The sequence below is a fragment of the Acidovorax sp. genome, assembly GCF_021287135.1.
Classification (GTDB): Bacteria; Pseudomonadota; Gammaproteobacteria; order Burkholderiales; family Burkholderiaceae_C; genus Acidovorax.
Window position 1 is genome coordinate 127,428 of record NZ_JAJTBB010000021.1, and the last position, 17,045, is coordinate 144,472.

Here is a 17,045-nt window from a genome sequence, read left to right on the forward strand (position 1 = left end):
AGCCCCATGACCAGCGACCGCCGCCCTGCCTGGATCATCCGTCTGCGCGCCGGCGCGGCGGCGCTGGTGTGCGCTGCGGCGGCCTGCAACGCCCTGGCGGGGGAGTCCATGTGGCTCACGGTGGTGGGCGATTCCGGAGACGCTGCTGTGGACACGGTGGAGGTGGACGCCACCAGCGCCGTCGCCTTCGAGTCGATGCGTCTGGTCAAGCTGCGGGTCAACCGGGCGAAGCCGCGGACGGGGTTTGACGGGCAGCCCTACCGGTCTTACTACTCCACCGCGGTGGTGGACTGCACCGAGCTCAAGTCCTGGCACCGCACCTTGTCGCTGTTTGAGCAACCGCTGTGGCGCGGCAAGCTCCGCATCGTGGAGTACACCGAGCGCGACGGGCGGGAGGTGGCCTTTGCCGACATGGAAGCCAACCCCAGGGACCGGCTGATCAAGGCCGCCTGCTCCATCGCCCTGCGGGGCGGCTAACACCCGCCTCGCGGCCCCGCGGCCCCCTCAGCGGCCCCCTCAGCGGCCCAACTGGAACGCCGCCCGGGCAGCGGCATCGCGCTCCAGCCGCCGCGCGATGTTGCCGCACACCAGATCGCACAGCGCGTCCACCGACTCGTCCGTTAACCGGTAGTACACGCTCGTCCCGCGCCCTTCCCGGCTCACCAGGCCGTTCTTGGTCATCAGGGACAGGTGCCTGGAAATGTTGGCCGCCGTGTAGCCGCATTCCTGCGCCAGCTCCCCCACGTTCTTTTCCCCGCCCCGCAGCAGGTTGAGGATGCGCAGCCGCGTGGGTTCGGCCAGCACCTGGAAGTAAGCGGCCACCTGTGCAAGGGCTTCGGGGGGCATGTCCATCATGGTTGATCTCCAGCATTCAGGCGTAGGATACATTATTGACTAATTAGCTCATTAGTTAAATAATCAACTAAACAACAATTCCTGGAGCCTTCATGAGATCCCTGAGCATCTGGACCGCCGCGCTCTCGCTGGCCTGGGCGCCCTTGGCCGCGTCCGCTGGTGAAGCCCCCTTGGCCAGCTTTACCGTGCAGCCGGCCGCGACGCAGCTGTCCAGCAGCGTGGATGCCCAGGTCGAAGCCGTGCGCGACGCCACGGTGGCAGCCCAGGTGCCGGGCGCCATCGTGCGGCTGGCGGTGCGTGCGGGGGACCCGGTAACGGCCGGCCAGGAACTGGTGCGCATCGACGCACGGGCCGCGCAGCTCAACGCAGCGGCCAGCACGGCCCAGGTGGACGCTGCGCGGGCCACCCTGCGCGTGGCGGCGCAGGAGTACGAACGCCAGAAGCAGCTGTTCCAGAAGCAGTACATCAGCCAGTCCGCCCTGGACCGGGCCGAGGCGCAGTGGCGCGCCAGCCAGGCGCAGGTCCAGGCCCTGCAGGCCCAGGCCGGGGCCGCCTCCACGCAGTCCGATTTCTACGCCCTGAAAGCGCCGTTCGCAGGCGTGGTCGGCACCGTCCCCGCCACAGTGGGCGACATGGCCCTGCCGGGCAAGCCACTGCTGACGGTCTATGACCCCTCGGCCCTGCGCGTCACTGCGGCCGTGGGGCAGCAACAGGCGGCAGCGCTGCGCAATGCCAGTGGGCCGCTGCAGATCGAAATCCCTGGCCTGGTCCCCGAGCGTGTGGCCGTGCCCGCCGGCAAGGTGCAGGTGCTGCCCACCGTGGACAGCCAGAGCCACACCGTGCAGGTGCGGGTGGACCTGCCGCCCGGCACGGCCGGCGCGGCGCCGGGCATGTTTGCGCGGCTATGGCTGCCGGCAGCACCGCAGCAAGGCGCGGCCACAGCCGCGGCGCAAGCAGGCCCCTTGCTGGTGCCCGCCAGCGCCGTGGTGCGCCGCGCCGAATTGACCGGCCTGTATGTGCTGGACGCGCAAGACCGGCCCCTGCTGCGCCAGATCCGGCTGGGCCGGGCGGCCGGCGACCAGGTGGAAGTGCTCAGCGGCATCCGCGCCGGAGAGCGGGTCGCGCTCCAGCCCCAAGCGGCTGCGAAGGTGCGCTGACATGGCCCATCCAAACCATCCCTCGCCGCTGGGCATCTCGGGGCGCATTGCCGCCCTGTTCCAGGGCGCGCAGATCACCCCGCTGCTGGCGCTTGTCGCGTTCCTGCTGGGCGTGTTCGCCGTGCTGGTCACGCCCCGGGAGGAAGAGCCCCAGATCGACGTGACCATGGCCAACGTCATCGTGCCGTTCCCGGGCGCCGCAGTGGCCGATGTGGAACAGATGATCGCCATCCCGGCGGAGCAGGTCCTGTCGCAGATGCAGGGTACCGAGCACGTGACCTCAGTGTCGCGTCCCGGCGTGGCCGTGATGACCGTGCAGTTCAAGGTGGGCGTCCCCCGCACGGAAGCCCTGGTGCGCCTGCACGACACCTTGCGCAGCAATGCGGACTGGCTGCCCAAGGGGCTGGGCGCTCTGGACCCCGTGATCAAGCCCAAGGGCATTGACGATGTGCCGGTGGTGACACTCACCCTGCACAGCCACGACGAGGCTTCGGGCGCGTTCGCCCTGGAGCGCGTGGCGCACAGCGTCGAAGCCGAGATCAAGCGCGTTCCCGGCACCCGTGAAGTGCAGACGCTGGGCGGCCCGGGGCGCGCCGTGCTGGTGCGCATGGATACGGACCGTATGACCGCCACCGGCACCACGGTGGACGACCTGCGCCGGGCCCTGCAGTCGGCCAACATGGGCCTGCCGGTAGGGGAGCTGCTGGGCGGGGACCGCACCGTGCAGGTGGACAGCGGCCCGCTGCTGGCGGGCGCGGACGAAGTGGCGGACCTGATGGTCGGCGTACGGTCGGGCAAACCCGTTTTCCTCAAGGACGTGGCGCAGGTGCAGGACACCGCGCCCCCGGCCACCCAGTACGTGTGGCACGGAGTTCCGCGGCGCGCTGAAGCGGGCGGGGACGCGGCCCCCTCCGGCGGGGTGGACGAATTTCCCGCAGTCACCCTCACCGTGACCAAGAAGGCCGGCGAGAACGCTATCGACGTGGCCAACGCCGTGGTGCAGCGCGTGGACCAGCTGCGCAACACCGTGATTCCGGCGGGCGTGGAAGTGACCGAAACGCGCAACTACGGCGTCACCGCCAACGACAAGGCCCAGAAGCTCATCCAGAAGCTGCTGTTTGCCACCGCTTCGGTAGTGGCCCTGGTGTTTCTGGCGCTGGGCCGGCGCGAGGCAGCCATCGTGGGCGTGGCGGTCGTGCTCACGCTCACCGTGACGCTGTTTGCCTCCTGGGCTTGGGGCTTCACGCTCAACCGCGTGTCGCTGTTCGCGCTGATCTTTTCCATCGGCATCCTGGTGGACGACGCCATCGTGGTGGTGGAGAACATCCACCGCCACCAGCAGCTGCACCCGGGCCGCAGCCTGCGGGAGATCATTCCCCACGCGGTGGACGAGGTCGGCGGCCCCACCATCCTGGCCACCTTGACCGTGATCGCCGCGCTGCTGCCGATGGCCTTCGTCAGCGGACTCATGGGTCCCTACATGGGCCCTATCCCCATCAACGCGAGCATGGGCATGCTGCTGTCGCTGGCCGTGGCCTTTGTCATCACGCCCTGGCTGGCACGGCTGTGGATGAAGGAGCAGCCGGCCCACCACGCGCCCGGCGCGGCTGCGGCGCAGCACAGCGGCCTGAGCGCCCGCATCGCCCCCTGGTTCGAGCGCGTGTTCACACCGTTGCTGGACGAACAGCGGGGCCGGCGCAACCGCCGCTGGCTGGCCGCCGGGGTGGCTGCGCTGATCGCCGTGTCGGTCGCACTGCCCGTGGTGGGCTGGGTGCAGTTGAAGATGCTGCCCTTCGACAACAAGTCCGAGTTCCAGGTGGTGGTCGACATGCCCGCAGGCACCCCGGTGGAGCGGACGGCAGCAGTGCTGCACGAACTGGGCGCGCACCTCGCCACCGTGCCGGAGGTCGTCCACTACCAGGCCTATGCAGGTTTGTCCGGCCCCATCAACTTCAACGGGTTGGTGCGCCAGTACTACCTGCGGGCCGGCGGCGAAGTGGGCGATATCCAGGTCAACCTGGCCGACAAGCACCACCGCAAGGACCAAAGCCATGCCATTGCCACGCGGGTGCGTCCGGCCCTGCAGGAGATTGGCAAGCGCCACGGGGCCAATGTGAAAGTCGTCGAGGTGCCCCCGGGGCCGCCCGTGCTCTCGCCCATCGTTGCCGAGGTGTACGGCCCCAGTGCCGAAGGCCGGCGCGAGGTGGCGCATGCGGTGCGTGGTGCGCTGTCGGCCACCGAAGGCATCGTGGACGCGGACGACAGCAGCATTGCGGACGCACCGCGCACGCTGCTGATCGTCGACCGGCGCAAGGCCGCGCTGCTGGGCATTCCGCAGCAGGCCATCGTGAGCACGCTCCATGCGGGCCTCAGCGGCGAAGCCGCCACCTGGCTGCGCGACGCCAGCAAGTACCCCGCCCCCGTGCTGCTGCAGCTGCCCGCCGAAAGCCAGGGCGACCTGCAGGGGCTGCTGCGCCTTACCGTGCGAGGCTCGCAAGGGCAGCTGGTTCCCATCCGCGAACTGGTCACCCTGAGCGACACGCTGCGCGAGCAGCCGATCTACCACAAGGACCTGCTGCCGGTGAACTTTGTCGTGGCCGACATGGCGGGGCGGGTGGACAGCCCGCTGTACGGCATGTTTCAGAGCCGCGCCGGGATTGGCCGCATCGTCGCCCCCGACGGTGGCGCAGTCCAGGAGTATTTCGTGCGCCAGCCCTCGGACCCGCTGCGCGGCTACGCCGTGAAGTGGGACGGCGAATGGCAGATCACCTACGAGACCTTCCGCGACATGGGCGCAGCCTACGCCGTGGGCCTGGTGCTGATCTATCTGCTGGTCGTGGCGCAGTTCGGCTCCTACCTCACGCCGCTGATCATCATGGCGCCCATTCCGCTGACCATCATCGGCGTGATGCCCGGCCACGCCTTGCTGGGGGCGCAATACACCGCGACCAGCATGATCGGGATGATCGCGCTGGCGGGCATCATCGTGCGCAACTCCATCCTGCTGGTGGACTTCATCCGCCTGCAGGTGGGCGAAGGCGTGCCGCTGAAGACCGCCATCGTGCACTCGGCCATCACCCGCGCGCAGCCCATCGTGCTCACCGGGCTGGCCGCCATGATCGGCGCGTTCTTCATCCTGGACGACCCGATCTTCAACGGCCTGGCCATCTCGCTCATCTTCGGCATTTTTGTCTCCACCGTGCTGACGCTGGTGGTGATCCCCACCCTGTACTACGCGGCGTACCGCCCGCGCGGTACGGCCCCGGGGCCGGAAGGTTCCGGCCCCGCAACCCCGCCTGCCGACAACAGTCCGCCAGAGACTGTGGCCCACCCCTGAAAGGGCCGGGCGCAGGCACCCATCCGTCCACCACAGGAGACAAACATGGCACACGTAGTGATTATTGGAGCGGGCATCGGCGGCATGCCGGCCGCATACGAGATGCGCGCCCGGCTGCCCCGCGAGCACCGGGTGACCGTCATCAGTGCGGTCGACTATTTCCAGTTCGTTCCGTCCAACCCCTGGATCGCCGTGGGCTGGCGCCAGCGCGACGACGTGGTCCTGCAGATCCGCCCCTTGCTGGAGCGCAAGGGCATTGACTTCATTGCCCAGCCCGTCCAGGCGATCAACGCCCAGGCCAACACGCTGGCGCTGCAGGACGGAAGCACCGTGGCCTATGACTACCTGGTCATCACCACCGGACCTCGGCTGGCTTTCGAGGAAGTGCCGGGTTCGGGGCCGGTGAACGGCCACACCCATTCGGTGTGCTCGGTGGACCATGCGGAGCATTTCTGGAAGGACTACCAGAAGTTCCTCGAAGCGCCCGGCCCCATCGTCATCGGCGCCATGCCCGGCGCCAGCTGCTTCGGGCCTGCGTACGAATTCGCTTTCATCGTTGCAGCGGACCTGCGCAAGCGCAAGCTGCGCCACAAGGTGCCCATCACGTTCGTGACCAGCGAGCCCTACATCGGGCACCTGGGACTGGGCGGCGTGGGCGACAGCAAGAGCATGCTGGAAAGCGAACTGCGCAGCCAGGACATCAAGTGGATCACCAACGCGCGCACGACACGGGTCGACGAGGGCAAGATGGTGGTCGAGCAACTGGACGGCAAGGGCCAGGTGGACACCGTGCATGAGCTGGGCTTCAGGCTGTCGATGATGCTTCCCGCCTTCAAGGGCGTGGATGCGGTGGCGTCCGTTGCCGGACTGTGCAACCCGCGCGGGTTCGTGCTCATCGACGAGCACCAGCGCAGCAAGGCCTACCCCAACATCTTCGCCGCCGGGGTGTGCGTGGCCATTCCCCCCGTGGAAGCCACCCCCGTGCCCACCGGCGCCCCCAAGACGGGCTACATGATCGAGACCATGGTGTCGGCGATCGTCTACAACATCGCGGCCGACATTGCCGGCCAGCCGGCCGATGCGACAGCCACCTGGAACGCCATCTGCCTGGCCGACATGGGCGATACCGGTGCCGCCTTCGTGGCCCTGCCGCAAATCCCGCCCCGCAACGTGAACTGGTTCAAGAAGGGCAAGTGGGTCCACCTGGGCAAGATCGCGTTCGAGAAGTACTTCCTCAACAAGATGAAGTCCGGCAACTCGGAGCCGATCTACGAGAAGTACGTGCTCAAGCTGCTGGGCATCGCCCGGCTGCACGACAGCAAGCCCCAGTGAGGCCGGCTCCGCCATACGCACGCCCGTTCCTTTCTCTCATCTTTCCGCGCTTTTTTTACAAGGAGTTTTCGTATGACAAGCTGGCAAATCGTGCGCGTGGTCGCAGGCGCATTCATTCTGCTGTCCCTGGCGCTGGGCATCCCGGGCAGCCCGGTGTTCATGAGTTCCTGGTGGCTCGCGTTCACAGCCTTCGTGGGGATCAACCTGCTGCAAAGCGGCATCACGAAATGGTGCCTGATGGAATCCATCCTGCGCAAGCTGGGCGCGCGCCCCGGCTGCTGACAAGGAGCCGCTATGCGCAAACTTCTCCTGTGCGCGGCCGCTTTGCTGGCCTGCGGCGTGGGCCCGGCCCAGGCGGCGGATTTGCGCGACGCCTGGCTGGCGGCCAGGCAACAGCATCCTGGCATGGCGGCGGCCGCCGCCGAACGTGCGGCAGGCAACGCCCGCCGCCTGCAGGCCGACCGGGTCTGGAACCCGACCGTCGCCGCCCAGGCGAGCGCCGGGGCCATGGGGTCGCGCACATCCGCCCAGGGCGCTGCGTTTTCGCTGCCGGGGTCCGCGCCGGTGGCGGGTGTGGGCTTTGAAACGTCCATGCACAGCGGACCCGGCACGCGCTGGGGTGTCGATGCCCGGATGCCTTTGTACAGCCCCGAGCGATCTGCCCAGGAGCGGCAGCTGCGGCTCTCGGCCGACCTCTCGGAGTTGCAGGCGGCATCCCTGCAGCAGCAGTTGATGCTGCAAACTGCCGAGCGGTATTTCGCGGCCGTCCTGGCCGAGCAGCAGCATGCCCTGCTGGTGCGCCAGCAGCAGGCCACGGACCGGGCCTTGCAAGAGGCGCGCGACCGGTTCACTGCGGGCGACACACCGATCACCGATGTGCGCGAAGCGCAAGCCCATGCGCTGGCAACGGCCGCGCAGGCCGAGGCCGCCAGTGTCGACCTGCAGATTGCACGCCGCGCGCTGGCACAGACCACGGGCTGGGACCCGGCGGCCCCGCAAGTCCTTCGCCCGCCTGCCCCCGTCGGTGGCAACACCGAAGCCCTGGGCGCGGCCGCTGCCCTCGGGCCCGTCACCTCCTGGCTGGAGGGCGCTGCACAGGAAAACCTCCAACTGAGGACCCAAGCCCAGTTGGTTGCCGTGGCCGCGCAGGAGGCCGCCAAGGCCACCCAAGGCGCCAGCACCAAGGTGGACCTGGTCGGCCAGGCGGGGGGCGAGCACCTGTCCGGCGCAGGCCGCTGGGGATCGGCGAGCAATGCGGCCCGCCAGTTCATGGTGGGGGTGCAGATCCAGGTCCCCCTTTACACCGGCGGACAGCAGGACGCCCGCGCCCAGGAACTGCTGCGCCTGCAGGACAAAGCCCAGGCAAACCTGGACAGTGCGCGGCTGGAGGTCACGCAGCAGGTCCACGCGACCTGGCTGCAGTTGCAGGCCGGGGTCGCACGCGCTCGCGCGCTGGAGGCCGCACTGACAGCCGCGCAAGCGCGGCTGGACGCCACCCAGCTGGGCCGCCAGGTGGGAGACCGGACCACGCTCGAACTGCTGCGCGCCACCAACGATGCCCTGCAGGCGGAGTCCCAGCTGCTGGCCCACCGCGCCCGCATGGCACAGGCGCGACTGCAGCTGCTGGCGCTGGCCGGCCGGCTGGACGACGCCGCCCTGCAAGCCGCCACCGATGCCGGCACGCCGGCCCCGTCGGCCCCATCGGCCCCATCGGCCCCATCGGCACCACTGTCTCTTCAACCGTCTTCCTGAACCATGCCGCTCGAACAGCCTTCCGCAAAGCCGCCCCTCATCGTTGACGTGCGCTCCCCCGGCGAATTCGCCGCGGGCCACGTTGCAGGCTCCATCAACCTGCCGCTGGACCAACTGGCGCAACGCGCCAGCACCGTGCTGCCCGAGCAACACCAGCCGCTGGTCCTGTGCTGCCTGTCCGGCGCACGCTCCGGAATGGCGGCGCAATGGCTCAAGGCCCAGGGCTACAGCCAGGTGGTCAATGGGGGCAGCGTGGGCACCATGGCGCTGCAACTCGGCCGCCGCATCGAGGCCGGCTGAGGCGGCAGGCAGCCTGCAGGCCCAAGCGGTCAGCAGGTGCGCCGTGCCGTGCGCTGGGCTAGCCCTGGCTCGCAGAACTGCTCGAACAACACCTTCATCACAGCCAGCGCCTCGGGGCTCGCGATGTCGTAGTAGATGCTTTTGCCTTCGCGGCGGGTATTGACCAGGCCTTCTTCGCGCAGCACGGCCAGTTGCTGCGACAACGTGGGCTGTGCAATGCCTGCAAGCGCCTCCAGCTCGCCCACCCTTTTCTCCCCCTGGGTGAGTTGGCACAGCAGCAGCAAGCGGTCGGGATTGGACAGAACCTTTAGTAGGCGGCAGGCGTTTTCGGCCAGCTGGCGCAAACTCTCGAGATCAACAGGGGTGTCGGTGAGCATGGTGACGCTCCTCAATTTCGCTTCTCATATTCTATTGACAAACAAAATATAAAAACATAGATTATTTGTATCAACGCACTCCCGGCCACAGATGACGCCCCAGATCCAAGCCTTCTTCGACGACGCCACGTGGACGGTCAGCTACGTGGTCTTCGACGAGCCCGGCGGCCACTGTGCCGTGATTGATTCCGTGCTGGACTACGACCCCAAGTCCGGCCGCACCCGCACGCAATCGGCCGACCGCCTGGCCTCGTTCATCGAGAGCCAGCGTCTGACGCTGCAGTGGATTCTGGAGACCCACGCCCATGCCGACCACCTCTCGGCCGCGCACTACCTGCGCAGCCGGCTGGGCGGCCGCATCGCGATTGGCGCAGCCATTGCCCAGGTGCAGGAGGTTTTCAAGGCGGTCTTTCATCTGGAGCCCGGCTTCTCCACGCAAGGCCGCCAGTTTGACCATTTGCTGCAGGACGGCGAAGTCTTCCCGATCGGGCGGCTGCAGGCCAAGGCCCTTGCCGTGCCCGGCCACACGCCGGCCTGCGTGGCCTACCAGGTGGGCGACGCGGTGTGGGTGGGCGACACGCTTTTCATGCCCGATGTCGGCACCGCTCGCTGTGATTTCCCTGGCGGCAACGCGCACACGCTGTACCAGTCCATCCAACGGCTGCTGAGCCTTCCCCCGCAAACCCGGCTGTTCATGTGCCACGACTACCCTCCGCAGGGCCGGCCCCCTGCGTGGCAGACCACCGTGGCATCGCAGCGGGAGCACAACATCCACGTGCGCGACGGCACCACGGAGGCGGCTTTCGTGCAACTGCGCACCGCGCGCGACGCGACCCTGGAGATGCCGGTGCTCATCCTGCCAGCGGTCCAGGTCAACATCCGTGCGGGCGCCATGCCTCCCGCCGAAGACAACGGCGTGTCCTACCTCAAGATCCCGGTCAACGGGCTGTGAGGGCGCGCTTCCCCATCCTGTTTTTCCCGAGGTCCTCATGAGCCATGAACAAATCACCGTCGAACTTTTCCAGCAGGAAAACTACCGCTTCGGCGTGCGCTTCGGCGCCAGCGTGCCCGACCTGGTCGCCGACGAACCCGCACCGCTGGGCGCGGGCAGCGGCCCTTCACCGGTGCAACTGCTGTGCGCTGCCGTGGGCAACTGCCTGAGCGACTCGCTCCTGTTTGCGCTGCGCAAGTTCAAGCAAGCACCGGAGCCGCTGCAGGCCACGGTGGTTGCAGAGGTCGGCCGCAACACCGAAGGCCGGCTGCGCGTGCTGGGCATGGAGGCCACGCTGCGCCTGGGTGTCCCCGCTGCCCGCCTGGAGCATCTGGACCGCGTGCTCGGCCAGTTCGAAGCCTTCTGCACGGTAACGCAGAGCGTGGGCCAAGGCATTCCCATCACAGTAAAGGTCGTCGATGCCGACGGCCTGGTGCTGCAGTAACTCCATCCCCCATTCTTCAGGAAACGCCATGAAAACCGCCCACGATCTGGTGGCCGAAGCCAAAGCCCAGGTGCCCGAGATTCCGCTGGAGCAGGCCGAAGAAGCCCTGCGCAAGGCAGACGTCCTCATCGATGTCCGCGAAGCCGATGAATACCTGGCAGGCCATATTCCCGGCGCCATCCACATGTCGCGGGGCGTGCTCGAATTCAAGCTGAGCGGCGCCCCGGCGCTGGCCTCGCGCGATCTCAAGATCGTGCTGTATTGCAAGACCAGCGGACGCGCCGCGCTGGCAGCCCGGTCGCTGCAAGCCATGGGCTATCTGGATGTGCAGTCTCTCGCCGGGGGTTTCGACGCCTGGTCGGCTGCCGGCAAGCCCGTCGCCTCTCCCCAGGCACCAACGTTCGACTGACGGTGGCGCCCCGGCATCTCCCCCCTTTTTTGTACCCGCCCAGCCCCGCAGGGGCCTTCAACCCGTAAAGGAAATCACCATGAAAACCAACGTTGGAACCATTGACCGCGTGCTGCGCATCGTCGCTGGCCTGGTGCTCATCGCCCTGGCAGCTACCGGCATCGTCGGGTGGTGGGGCTGGCTGGGCGTCGTCCCGTTGGCCACGGGCCTCTTCCGTTTTTGCCCGGCCTACACACTGCTGGGGATCAACACCTGCCCCATGAAGCAATAGGCTTCAACATGACAGCCCGGGAAGGGGCGTAGGCGGGGCGCGCAATGGCCATGCGCTCGCGCGCAGGGCCCTGCCGGCTCCATTCTCCCTGCCGCCGCGCGATCACCGCGCTGTGCGCTTCCTTCCCTCAATGCGCTGACGCCCGCCATGGGCGTCCGCCTACATGGCCCGGCAGTGGGTTTCCTGAAGATGAGGTCGCTTTCATAACCCTCTTCAGGAGTTCCCATGCCCTCCAGCCAACGCCAGAAAGATGTGTGCGACCTGCTTGACGCCGACCACAAGGCCGTCAAGAAAATGTTCAAGGACTTTGACGCCCTGTGCGAGTCCCGGGCACGCAATGCCCCCCAGATGCGGCTGGACCTGGCCCGCGAGATCTGCATCGAGTTGACCGTGCATGCCCAAGTGGAGGAAGAGCTCTTCTACCCCGCGCTGCGCGACGCCATCAAGGAAACCGACCTGATCGCCGAGGCCGAGGTAGAGCACCAGACCGCCAAAGACCTGATCGCGCAAATCCAGGCCGCAGAAACCGCCGATGAGGCCTTTGACGCGAAAGTGAAGGTCCTGGGCGAATACATCGACCACCACGTCAAGGAAGAGCGCAACGAGATCTTCCCCAAGGCCCGCGCTGCCCGAAAACTCGACCTTGTCGCCCTGCGCGACGAAGTGGCCGAGCGCAAGCAAGAACTGATGGACGAACAACTGGCCGTGGCCTGATGCTCTGCGCCGTCCGGCCGGCGGTGCGTCGGCCTGTATTGCCTGTTGCGGGGTGAAGGCATGTGGCAATTGACGCTGCCCTGGTGGGAGCTGGTGCTGCGCGCCACCCTGGTGTACGCCGCCCTTCTGTTGCTGATCCGGATTTCGGGCCGGCGCACCGTGGGCCAGTTCACCCCGTTCGATCTGCTGGTGGTCATGCTGCTCAGCGAGTCGGTCTCCAACGCCCTGTCGGGCGGGGATGAGTCGGTCGTGGCCGGTCTCATCGGTGCCAGCACCCTCATCGCGCTCAATTTGATCGTGGCCGTTGTCACCGCGCGCAGCGCGACCGTGCAAACCGCTTTGCAAGGCGAACCGGTGCTCGTGGGCAAGGACGGCCAGATCTTCCGCGATGCCCTGCGACGGCAGCATGTTCCCGAATCCGATCTTCGCCAGGCCCTGCGGGAGGCGGACTGCGCGTTGGAAGCCATGCAATGTGCCTTCCTGGAAGCCGACGGGCGCATCAGCATCCTCAAGAAGCCCGAAGCCGGATGAAAAACACCACGGTGCTTCCGCACAGGAATGGCCTGGCACCGCCCCCCTGAAGCCCAACCCTCCGAGACAGGACCTTCCATGCCCAAGTCCAAGAATCCCGCACCAGCGGCCAAAACAACGTCCGCCGCTGCCGCCAAAAACACCGACAGCGCCCCGGCCCAGACGGGGCCCGCCGTGGATGCCGCGTCCGCGAAGGCGGCCGAGAGCGATGCGCTGGCCGCCGCGATGCCCTTCAACACCTCCAAAACCGCAGAACACGGGTTCCAGAACGGCACGCGCCCGGTGGCGGGCGCCACGGTCCAGCCCAGTTCGCGGCTGGCCACGGCCAGCACGCTGTCCGAGAACCAGAACACCGGGAAAACGGGAGGCATCGCCCCGCAGGGCCTGAATGCCACCCTCCAGCCCCTGGACCGGGTGCGCGTGGACTCCTCCGGCCAGAGCCTCACCACGAACCAGGGAGTCCGCATTGGTGACAACCAGAACTCCCTGAAGTACGGGGAGCGGGGCCCGGTGCTGCTGGAAGACTTCATCCTGCGCGAAAAAATCACCCACTTCGACCACGAGCGGATTCCCGAACGCATCGTGCATGCCAGGGGCTCTGGCGCGCATGGTTTCTTTGAATGCTACGAGCCCTTGACCGATCTCACACGCGCCGCACCGTTCCAGGCCGCAGGCAAGCGCACGCCCGTGTTCGTGCGGTTTTCCACGGTGCAAGGAGAGCGGGGTTCCAAGGACACGGCGCGCGATGTGCGCGGCTTTGCCGTCAAGTTCTATACCGATGAAGGCAACTGGGACCTGGTGGGCAACAACATGCCGGTGTTCTTTATCCAGGACGCCATGAAGTTTCCAGACCTGGTGCATGCGGTCAAGCCCGAGCCCCACCACCAGATGCCCCAGGCCGCCAGCGCCCACGACACCTTCTGGGACTTCGTCTCGCTGATGCCGGAGTCCACCCACATGCTCCTGTGGGTCATGTCCGACCGCGCACTGCCGCGCAGCTACGCCACCATGCAGGGCTTCGGTGTGCATACCTTCCGTTTCGTCAACGCCGCCGACGAAACCGTGTTTGTGAAGTTCCACTGGAGCCCGCTGGCGGGCACCCATTCGCTGGTATGGGACGAGGCAGTGAAGATCTCTGGCGCCGACCCCGACTACCACCGCCGCGACCTGTGGGAGCGCATCGAGGCAGGGGCCTACCCGGAGTACGAGCTGGGCGTGCAGGTGTTTACCGAAGAGCAGGCCGAAGCCTTCAGCTTCGACATCCTGGACGCCACCAAGATCGTGCCGGAAGAGCTGGTGCCCGTACGCCCCGTGGGGCGGATGGTGCTCAACCGCAACCCGGACAATTTCTTTGCCGAAACCGAACAGGTCGCTTTCTGCGCCGCGCATGTCATCCCGGGTATCGATTTCTCCAACGACCCGCTGCTGGCCGGGCGCATCCACTCTTATGTGGATACGCAGATATCACGCCTGGGTGGGCCCAATTTTCATGAGCTGCCCATCAACGCCCCGCTCGCCCAAGTCCACAACAATCAGCGCGATGGCATGCACCGCCAGGCCATTCCTCGCGGACGGGTGGCTTACGAGCCCAACTCGCTCGCCGGTGGGTGCCCCTTCCAGGCCGGTGCGGCGCAAGGCTTTGTGTCGGTGCCGGCCCGCATCCAGGCGCAGGAAGCCCAAGGCAAGGTGCGCGCCAAACCGGAGAAGTTCGCCGACCACTACACGCAAGCCCAGCTCTTCTACGCGAGCCAAAGCCCCGTGGAACAAGCCCACATCGCGGCGGCATTCCGCTTCGAGCTGAGCAAGGTCACGGTCCCCGCGGTCCGCGAGCGCATGGTGGCGTCCTTGCGCAATGTCTCGGACGCGCTGGCCCAGCAGGTGGCCGCAGGCCTGGGCATGGAGGTGCTGCCGCCCGCCATGCCCCGTGCACTGGAAAAGCCCGCAGCCCCGGAGGTCACCACCTCGGCCGCGCTGTCGCTGTTCGCACGGCCGGGGTCGGGAGATGGGCGCCTGCGGGGCCGCAAGGTCGCCATTCTGGTGGCGGACGGTATCGTGGGGCAAAGCGCCCTGGCGTTGCACGCAGCGCTGGTGGAGCGCGGCGCGGTTCCGCGGTTGGTCGGCCCCCGCATCGGCGCGGTGAAAACGGTCGACCAGGTGCCCCTGCAGGCCGACGCCTCGCTGGAAAACGAACCCGGTTTCCTGTTCGACGCGCTAGCGCTCCCCGACGGCGACGCCGGGGTACAGGCGCTGGCAGCCATCGGCCATACGGTGGAGTTCCTGAAGGACCAGTACCGGCACGGCAAAACCATCCTGACCATGCCTTCCTCGTCGGCCCTGCTGCTGAAAGCCCAAATCCCCTCGGCCCTGCCCTCCGGCGACATGGACCCGGGCATGGTCTTCGGGGCATCTGCCGCAGACTTTGAACGCTTCCTGCAGGGCATTGCGCGGCATCGGCACCCCGAGCGGGAAACCGATCCGCCCGCGGTGTGAAGAACCGCCCCGCCTTCTGCGGCGCGCCGCCATGAGAAGCACCCACCCCTGGCTGCTGGAGCGGGCCCGCCGGCGCCCACTCCAGCCCAGTCCCACCGTCCTGGTGCTCGTGGACTTCATCAACCCTATGGACTTTCCCGGCGCGGAGAAGCTGCTCAAGAGCGCGCGGGCCGCTGCCCAGGCGACCGCGCAACTCAAGCACCGGCTCGCGCGCCGAGGCGTGGTGGCGATCTATGCGAACGACAATTACGGCGTGTGGCATTCGGACTTCAAGGAGCTGGTTGCGGCGTGCCAGCAACTCCCCGGCGCCCGCGGCGAGATTGCGACCCTGCTGGCCCCCGGGGAAAATGACCTGACTGTGCTCAAGCCGCGCCACTCTGCGTTCCATTCCACGCCGCTGGACCATCTGCTACAGCAGCTCAAGGCCCGGGAGCTGGTCATCGTGGGCCTGGCGGCCGACATGTGTGTGCACCTGACCGCCATGGATGCCTACATGCACGGCTACCGGGTGTGGGTTCCCGGCGACTGCACGGCCGCCGAAAGCGAAGCGTCCAAGGCGACCGCGCTCGGGCAGATGGCCCGGGTGTTCAAGTGCTCGGTGCGCAAGTCGGCGTAACGCGTGTAGAACGCGCGGCGCGCCCGACTGGAGGTCCTCAGGGCGTCAACACGACCTTGCGGCACTCTTCCTGGCGCTGCTCGAAGATCTCGTACCCCCGCGCAGCGTCCTCGAGCTTCATGCGGTGGGAAATGATCACCTCGGGCTTCATCCGCCCTTCCGCGATGTGCTGCAGCAACTCCGGCATGAACTTCTGGGCGTGTGTCTGGCCCATCTTGAACGTAAGGCCCTTGTCAAACGCGTCCCCAAACAGGAACCCGTGGATGAAGCCCGCATACACGCCCGGCACGCTCACCACGCCCCCGCGCCGGGTCGCTGCGATGCACTGCCGCAAGGCCTTGCCACTTGACCCCTCCAGCTTGATGGCTGTCAGCGCGGTTTCCAGCGCACTGCCCTTGGCCTCGAAGCCCACGGCGTCGATGGTGGCATCCACGCCATGACCGTTGGTCGCGCCCAGAATGATTTCCGCCGGGTCTTCATCCTTGTCGAAATTGATGGGAATGACGCCGTAGGTTTCCGCGGCAAAGCGCAGGCGGTACTCGTTGTGGTCCACCATGAAGATCTGCTGCGCGCCCAGGAAACGGGCGCACAACGCACTCATGAGCCCCACCGGCCCTGCGCCGAAGATGGCCACGCACGCGCCCGGCCCTACCTGCGCATTCACCGCCGCCTGGTAGCCCGTGGGCAGGATATCCGACAGGAACAGCACCTGCTCGTCGTTCAATCCCTCGGGAATCTTCAGCGGGCCCACGTTCGCACGGGGCACCCGCACGTACTCCGCCTGCCCTCCCGCATACCCCCCGTACAGGTGGCTGTAGCCAAACAGGCCGGCCCCCGGCGTGGCATTCTTCTTGTTGAGGATCGCGCCCCGGCCGGTGTTCGTGTTTTCGCACGCCGCGAACAGGGTCTTGTCGCAATAGAAGCAGGATCCGCAGGCGATCACAAAGGGAACCACGACCCGGTCGCCCCGCTGCAATCCGTTCACGCCCGGGCCGGCGTCCTCCACAACGCCCATGAACTCATGGCCCAGAATGTCCCCGTCCTTCATGCCGGGAATCTTTCCGCGGTAAATGTGAAGGTCGGACCCGCAGATGGCGGTGGCCGTCACGCGCAGCACGATGTCGTCATTGGCGGTAATCACCGGATCGGGCACGGTTTCTACGCGCACGTCCTTGGCGCCTTGGTAGGTCAGGGCTCTCATAGCGGTTCCTTCGGTCTCAGCGGGGTTCAAAACATGGGAGATGTGTCGCCCACTGTGGCCACCCCCTGCAACCTGCCCCGTAGGACAGTGCCGCGCCTGCGCTGGCGAACGAGCGCCGCGTGCAGACCCTTTTGAGGCCACTGCCGGCGCAGGTAGTCCGCTGCCTACACCACCTTCCTGCCGAGTCCCGCAGTCCCGGCCTTCCCGCCCGCAGACGATGGATGTTTTTGAGCCCACGCCATGCCCGCGCCCACCCTTTGCCTCGCT

Annotated in this window: 18 protein-coding genes; 15 read left to right on the plus strand and 3 right to left on the minus strand. The window is 67.2% G+C overall.

Going from position 1 to position 17,045, the window contains the following annotated elements; genetic code table 11:
• Positions 1 to 6 precede the first annotated feature (6 nt).
• Positions 7 to 477: a surface-adhesin E family protein gene (locus LWW96_RS05310; protein WP_291484745.1), complete on the plus strand. Its 471-nt coding sequence runs from the start codon at positions 7 to 9 to the stop codon at positions 475 to 477.
• Positions 478 to 516: 39 nt separating this feature from the next.
• On the opposite strand, the gene LWW96_RS05315 is transcribed toward LWW96_RS05310, so the two are convergent.
• Positions 517 to 855, minus strand: coding sequence for a metalloregulator ArsR/SmtB family transcription factor (locus LWW96_RS05315; protein WP_291484747.1), 339 nt, complete (start codon positions 853 to 855; stop codon positions 517 to 519).
• A 92-nt stretch (positions 856 to 947) separates the two neighbouring features.
• Between LWW96_RS05315 and LWW96_RS05320 the strand changes: the two genes are divergently transcribed.
• The 6 genes from LWW96_RS05320 (at position 948) to LWW96_RS05345 (ending at position 8,733) form a co-directional block, all read left to right on the plus strand.
• Positions 948 to 2,012, plus strand: coding sequence for an efflux RND transporter periplasmic adaptor subunit (locus LWW96_RS05320; RefSeq protein ID WP_291484749.1), 1,065 nt, complete (start codon positions 948 to 950; stop codon positions 2,010 to 2,012).
• A 1-nt stretch (position 2,013) separates the two neighbouring features.
• Positions 2,014 to 5,349 (plus strand): efflux RND transporter permease subunit, encoded by a 3,336-nt coding sequence (locus tag LWW96_RS05325; RefSeq protein ID WP_291484751.1) that lies wholly within the window; start codon positions 2,014 to 2,016, stop codon positions 5,347 to 5,349.
• Positions 5,350 to 5,394: 45 nt separating this feature from the next.
• Complete coding sequence (locus tag LWW96_RS05330) at positions 5,395 to 6,681, plus strand: FAD/NAD(P)-binding oxidoreductase (RefSeq protein WP_291484753.1); 1,287 nt, start codon at positions 5,395 to 5,397, stop codon at positions 6,679 to 6,681.
• Between the two features lie 72 nt (positions 6,682 to 6,753).
• Positions 6,754 to 6,963 carry a DUF2892 domain-containing protein gene (locus tag LWW96_RS05335; protein WP_291484755.1) on the plus strand — a complete coding sequence of 70 codons (210 nt, stop codon included), beginning with the start codon at positions 6,754 to 6,756 and terminating at the stop codon, positions 6,961 to 6,963.
• A 12-nt stretch (positions 6,964 to 6,975) separates the two neighbouring features.
• Positions 6,976 to 8,433 carry a TolC family protein gene (locus LWW96_RS05340; protein WP_291484758.1) on the plus strand — a complete coding sequence of 486 codons (1,458 nt, stop codon included), beginning with the start codon at positions 6,976 to 6,978 and terminating at the stop codon, positions 8,431 to 8,433.
• Between the two features lie 3 nt (positions 8,434 to 8,436).
• Positions 8,437 to 8,733, plus strand: coding sequence for a rhodanese-like domain-containing protein (locus tag LWW96_RS05345; protein ID WP_291484760.1), 297 nt, complete (start codon positions 8,437 to 8,439; stop codon positions 8,731 to 8,733).
• Between the two features lie 29 nt (positions 8,734 to 8,762).
• On the opposite strand, the gene LWW96_RS05350 is transcribed toward LWW96_RS05345, so the two are convergent.
• A complete protein-coding gene (locus LWW96_RS05350) occupies positions 8,763 to 9,110 on the minus strand; it encodes a metalloregulator ArsR/SmtB family transcription factor (protein ID WP_291484761.1) in 348 nt (115 codons plus the stop codon).
• A 91-nt stretch (positions 9,111 to 9,201) separates the two neighbouring features.
• Between LWW96_RS05350 and LWW96_RS05355 the strand changes: the two genes are divergently transcribed.
• From LWW96_RS05355 to LWW96_RS05390, 8 genes are all read left to right on the plus strand, one after another.
• Positions 9,202 to 10,062: an MBL fold metallo-hydrolase gene (locus LWW96_RS05355; protein WP_291484763.1), complete on the plus strand. Its 861-nt coding sequence runs from the start codon at positions 9,202 to 9,204 to the stop codon at positions 10,060 to 10,062.
• A 37-nt stretch (positions 10,063 to 10,099) separates the two neighbouring features.
• Complete coding sequence (locus tag LWW96_RS05360) at positions 10,100 to 10,546, plus strand: OsmC family protein (protein ID WP_291484765.1); 447 nt, start codon at positions 10,100 to 10,102, stop codon at positions 10,544 to 10,546.
• Between the two features lie 28 nt (positions 10,547 to 10,574).
• On the plus strand, positions 10,575 to 10,955 hold the full coding sequence (locus LWW96_RS05365; RefSeq protein ID WP_291484767.1) for a rhodanese-like domain-containing protein: 381 nt from the start codon (positions 10,575 to 10,577) through the stop codon (positions 10,953 to 10,955).
• Positions 10,956 to 11,034: 79 nt separating this feature from the next.
• Positions 11,035 to 11,226 (plus strand): DUF2892 domain-containing protein, encoded by a 192-nt coding sequence (locus tag LWW96_RS05370; protein WP_291484769.1) that lies wholly within the window; start codon positions 11,035 to 11,037, stop codon positions 11,224 to 11,226.
• Between the two features lie 225 nt (positions 11,227 to 11,451).
• A complete protein-coding gene (locus LWW96_RS05375; protein ID WP_291484771.1) occupies positions 11,452 to 11,940 on the plus strand; it encodes a hemerythrin domain-containing protein in 489 nt (162 codons plus the stop codon).
• Positions 11,941 to 12,000: 60 nt separating this feature from the next.
• On the plus strand, positions 12,001 to 12,471 hold the full coding sequence (locus LWW96_RS05380) for a YetF domain-containing protein (RefSeq protein ID WP_291484773.1): 471 nt from the start codon (positions 12,001 to 12,003) through the stop codon (positions 12,469 to 12,471).
• A 78-nt stretch (positions 12,472 to 12,549) separates the two neighbouring features.
• Positions 12,550 to 14,961, plus strand: coding sequence for a catalase (locus LWW96_RS05385; RefSeq protein ID WP_291484775.1), 2,412 nt, complete (start codon positions 12,550 to 12,552; stop codon positions 14,959 to 14,961).
• A gap of 31 nt (positions 14,962 to 14,992) precedes the next feature.
• A complete protein-coding gene (locus LWW96_RS05390) occupies positions 14,993 to 15,577 on the plus strand; it encodes an isochorismatase family cysteine hydrolase (RefSeq protein WP_291484777.1) in 585 nt (194 codons plus the stop codon).
• Between the two features lie 37 nt (positions 15,578 to 15,614).
• Here LWW96_RS05390 and LWW96_RS05395 read toward each other — a convergent pair whose 3' ends face one another.
• A complete protein-coding gene (locus tag LWW96_RS05395) occupies positions 15,615 to 16,778 on the minus strand; it encodes a zinc-dependent alcohol dehydrogenase (protein WP_291484779.1) in 1,164 nt (387 codons plus the stop codon).
• Positions 16,779 to 17,045 lie beyond the last annotated feature (267 nt).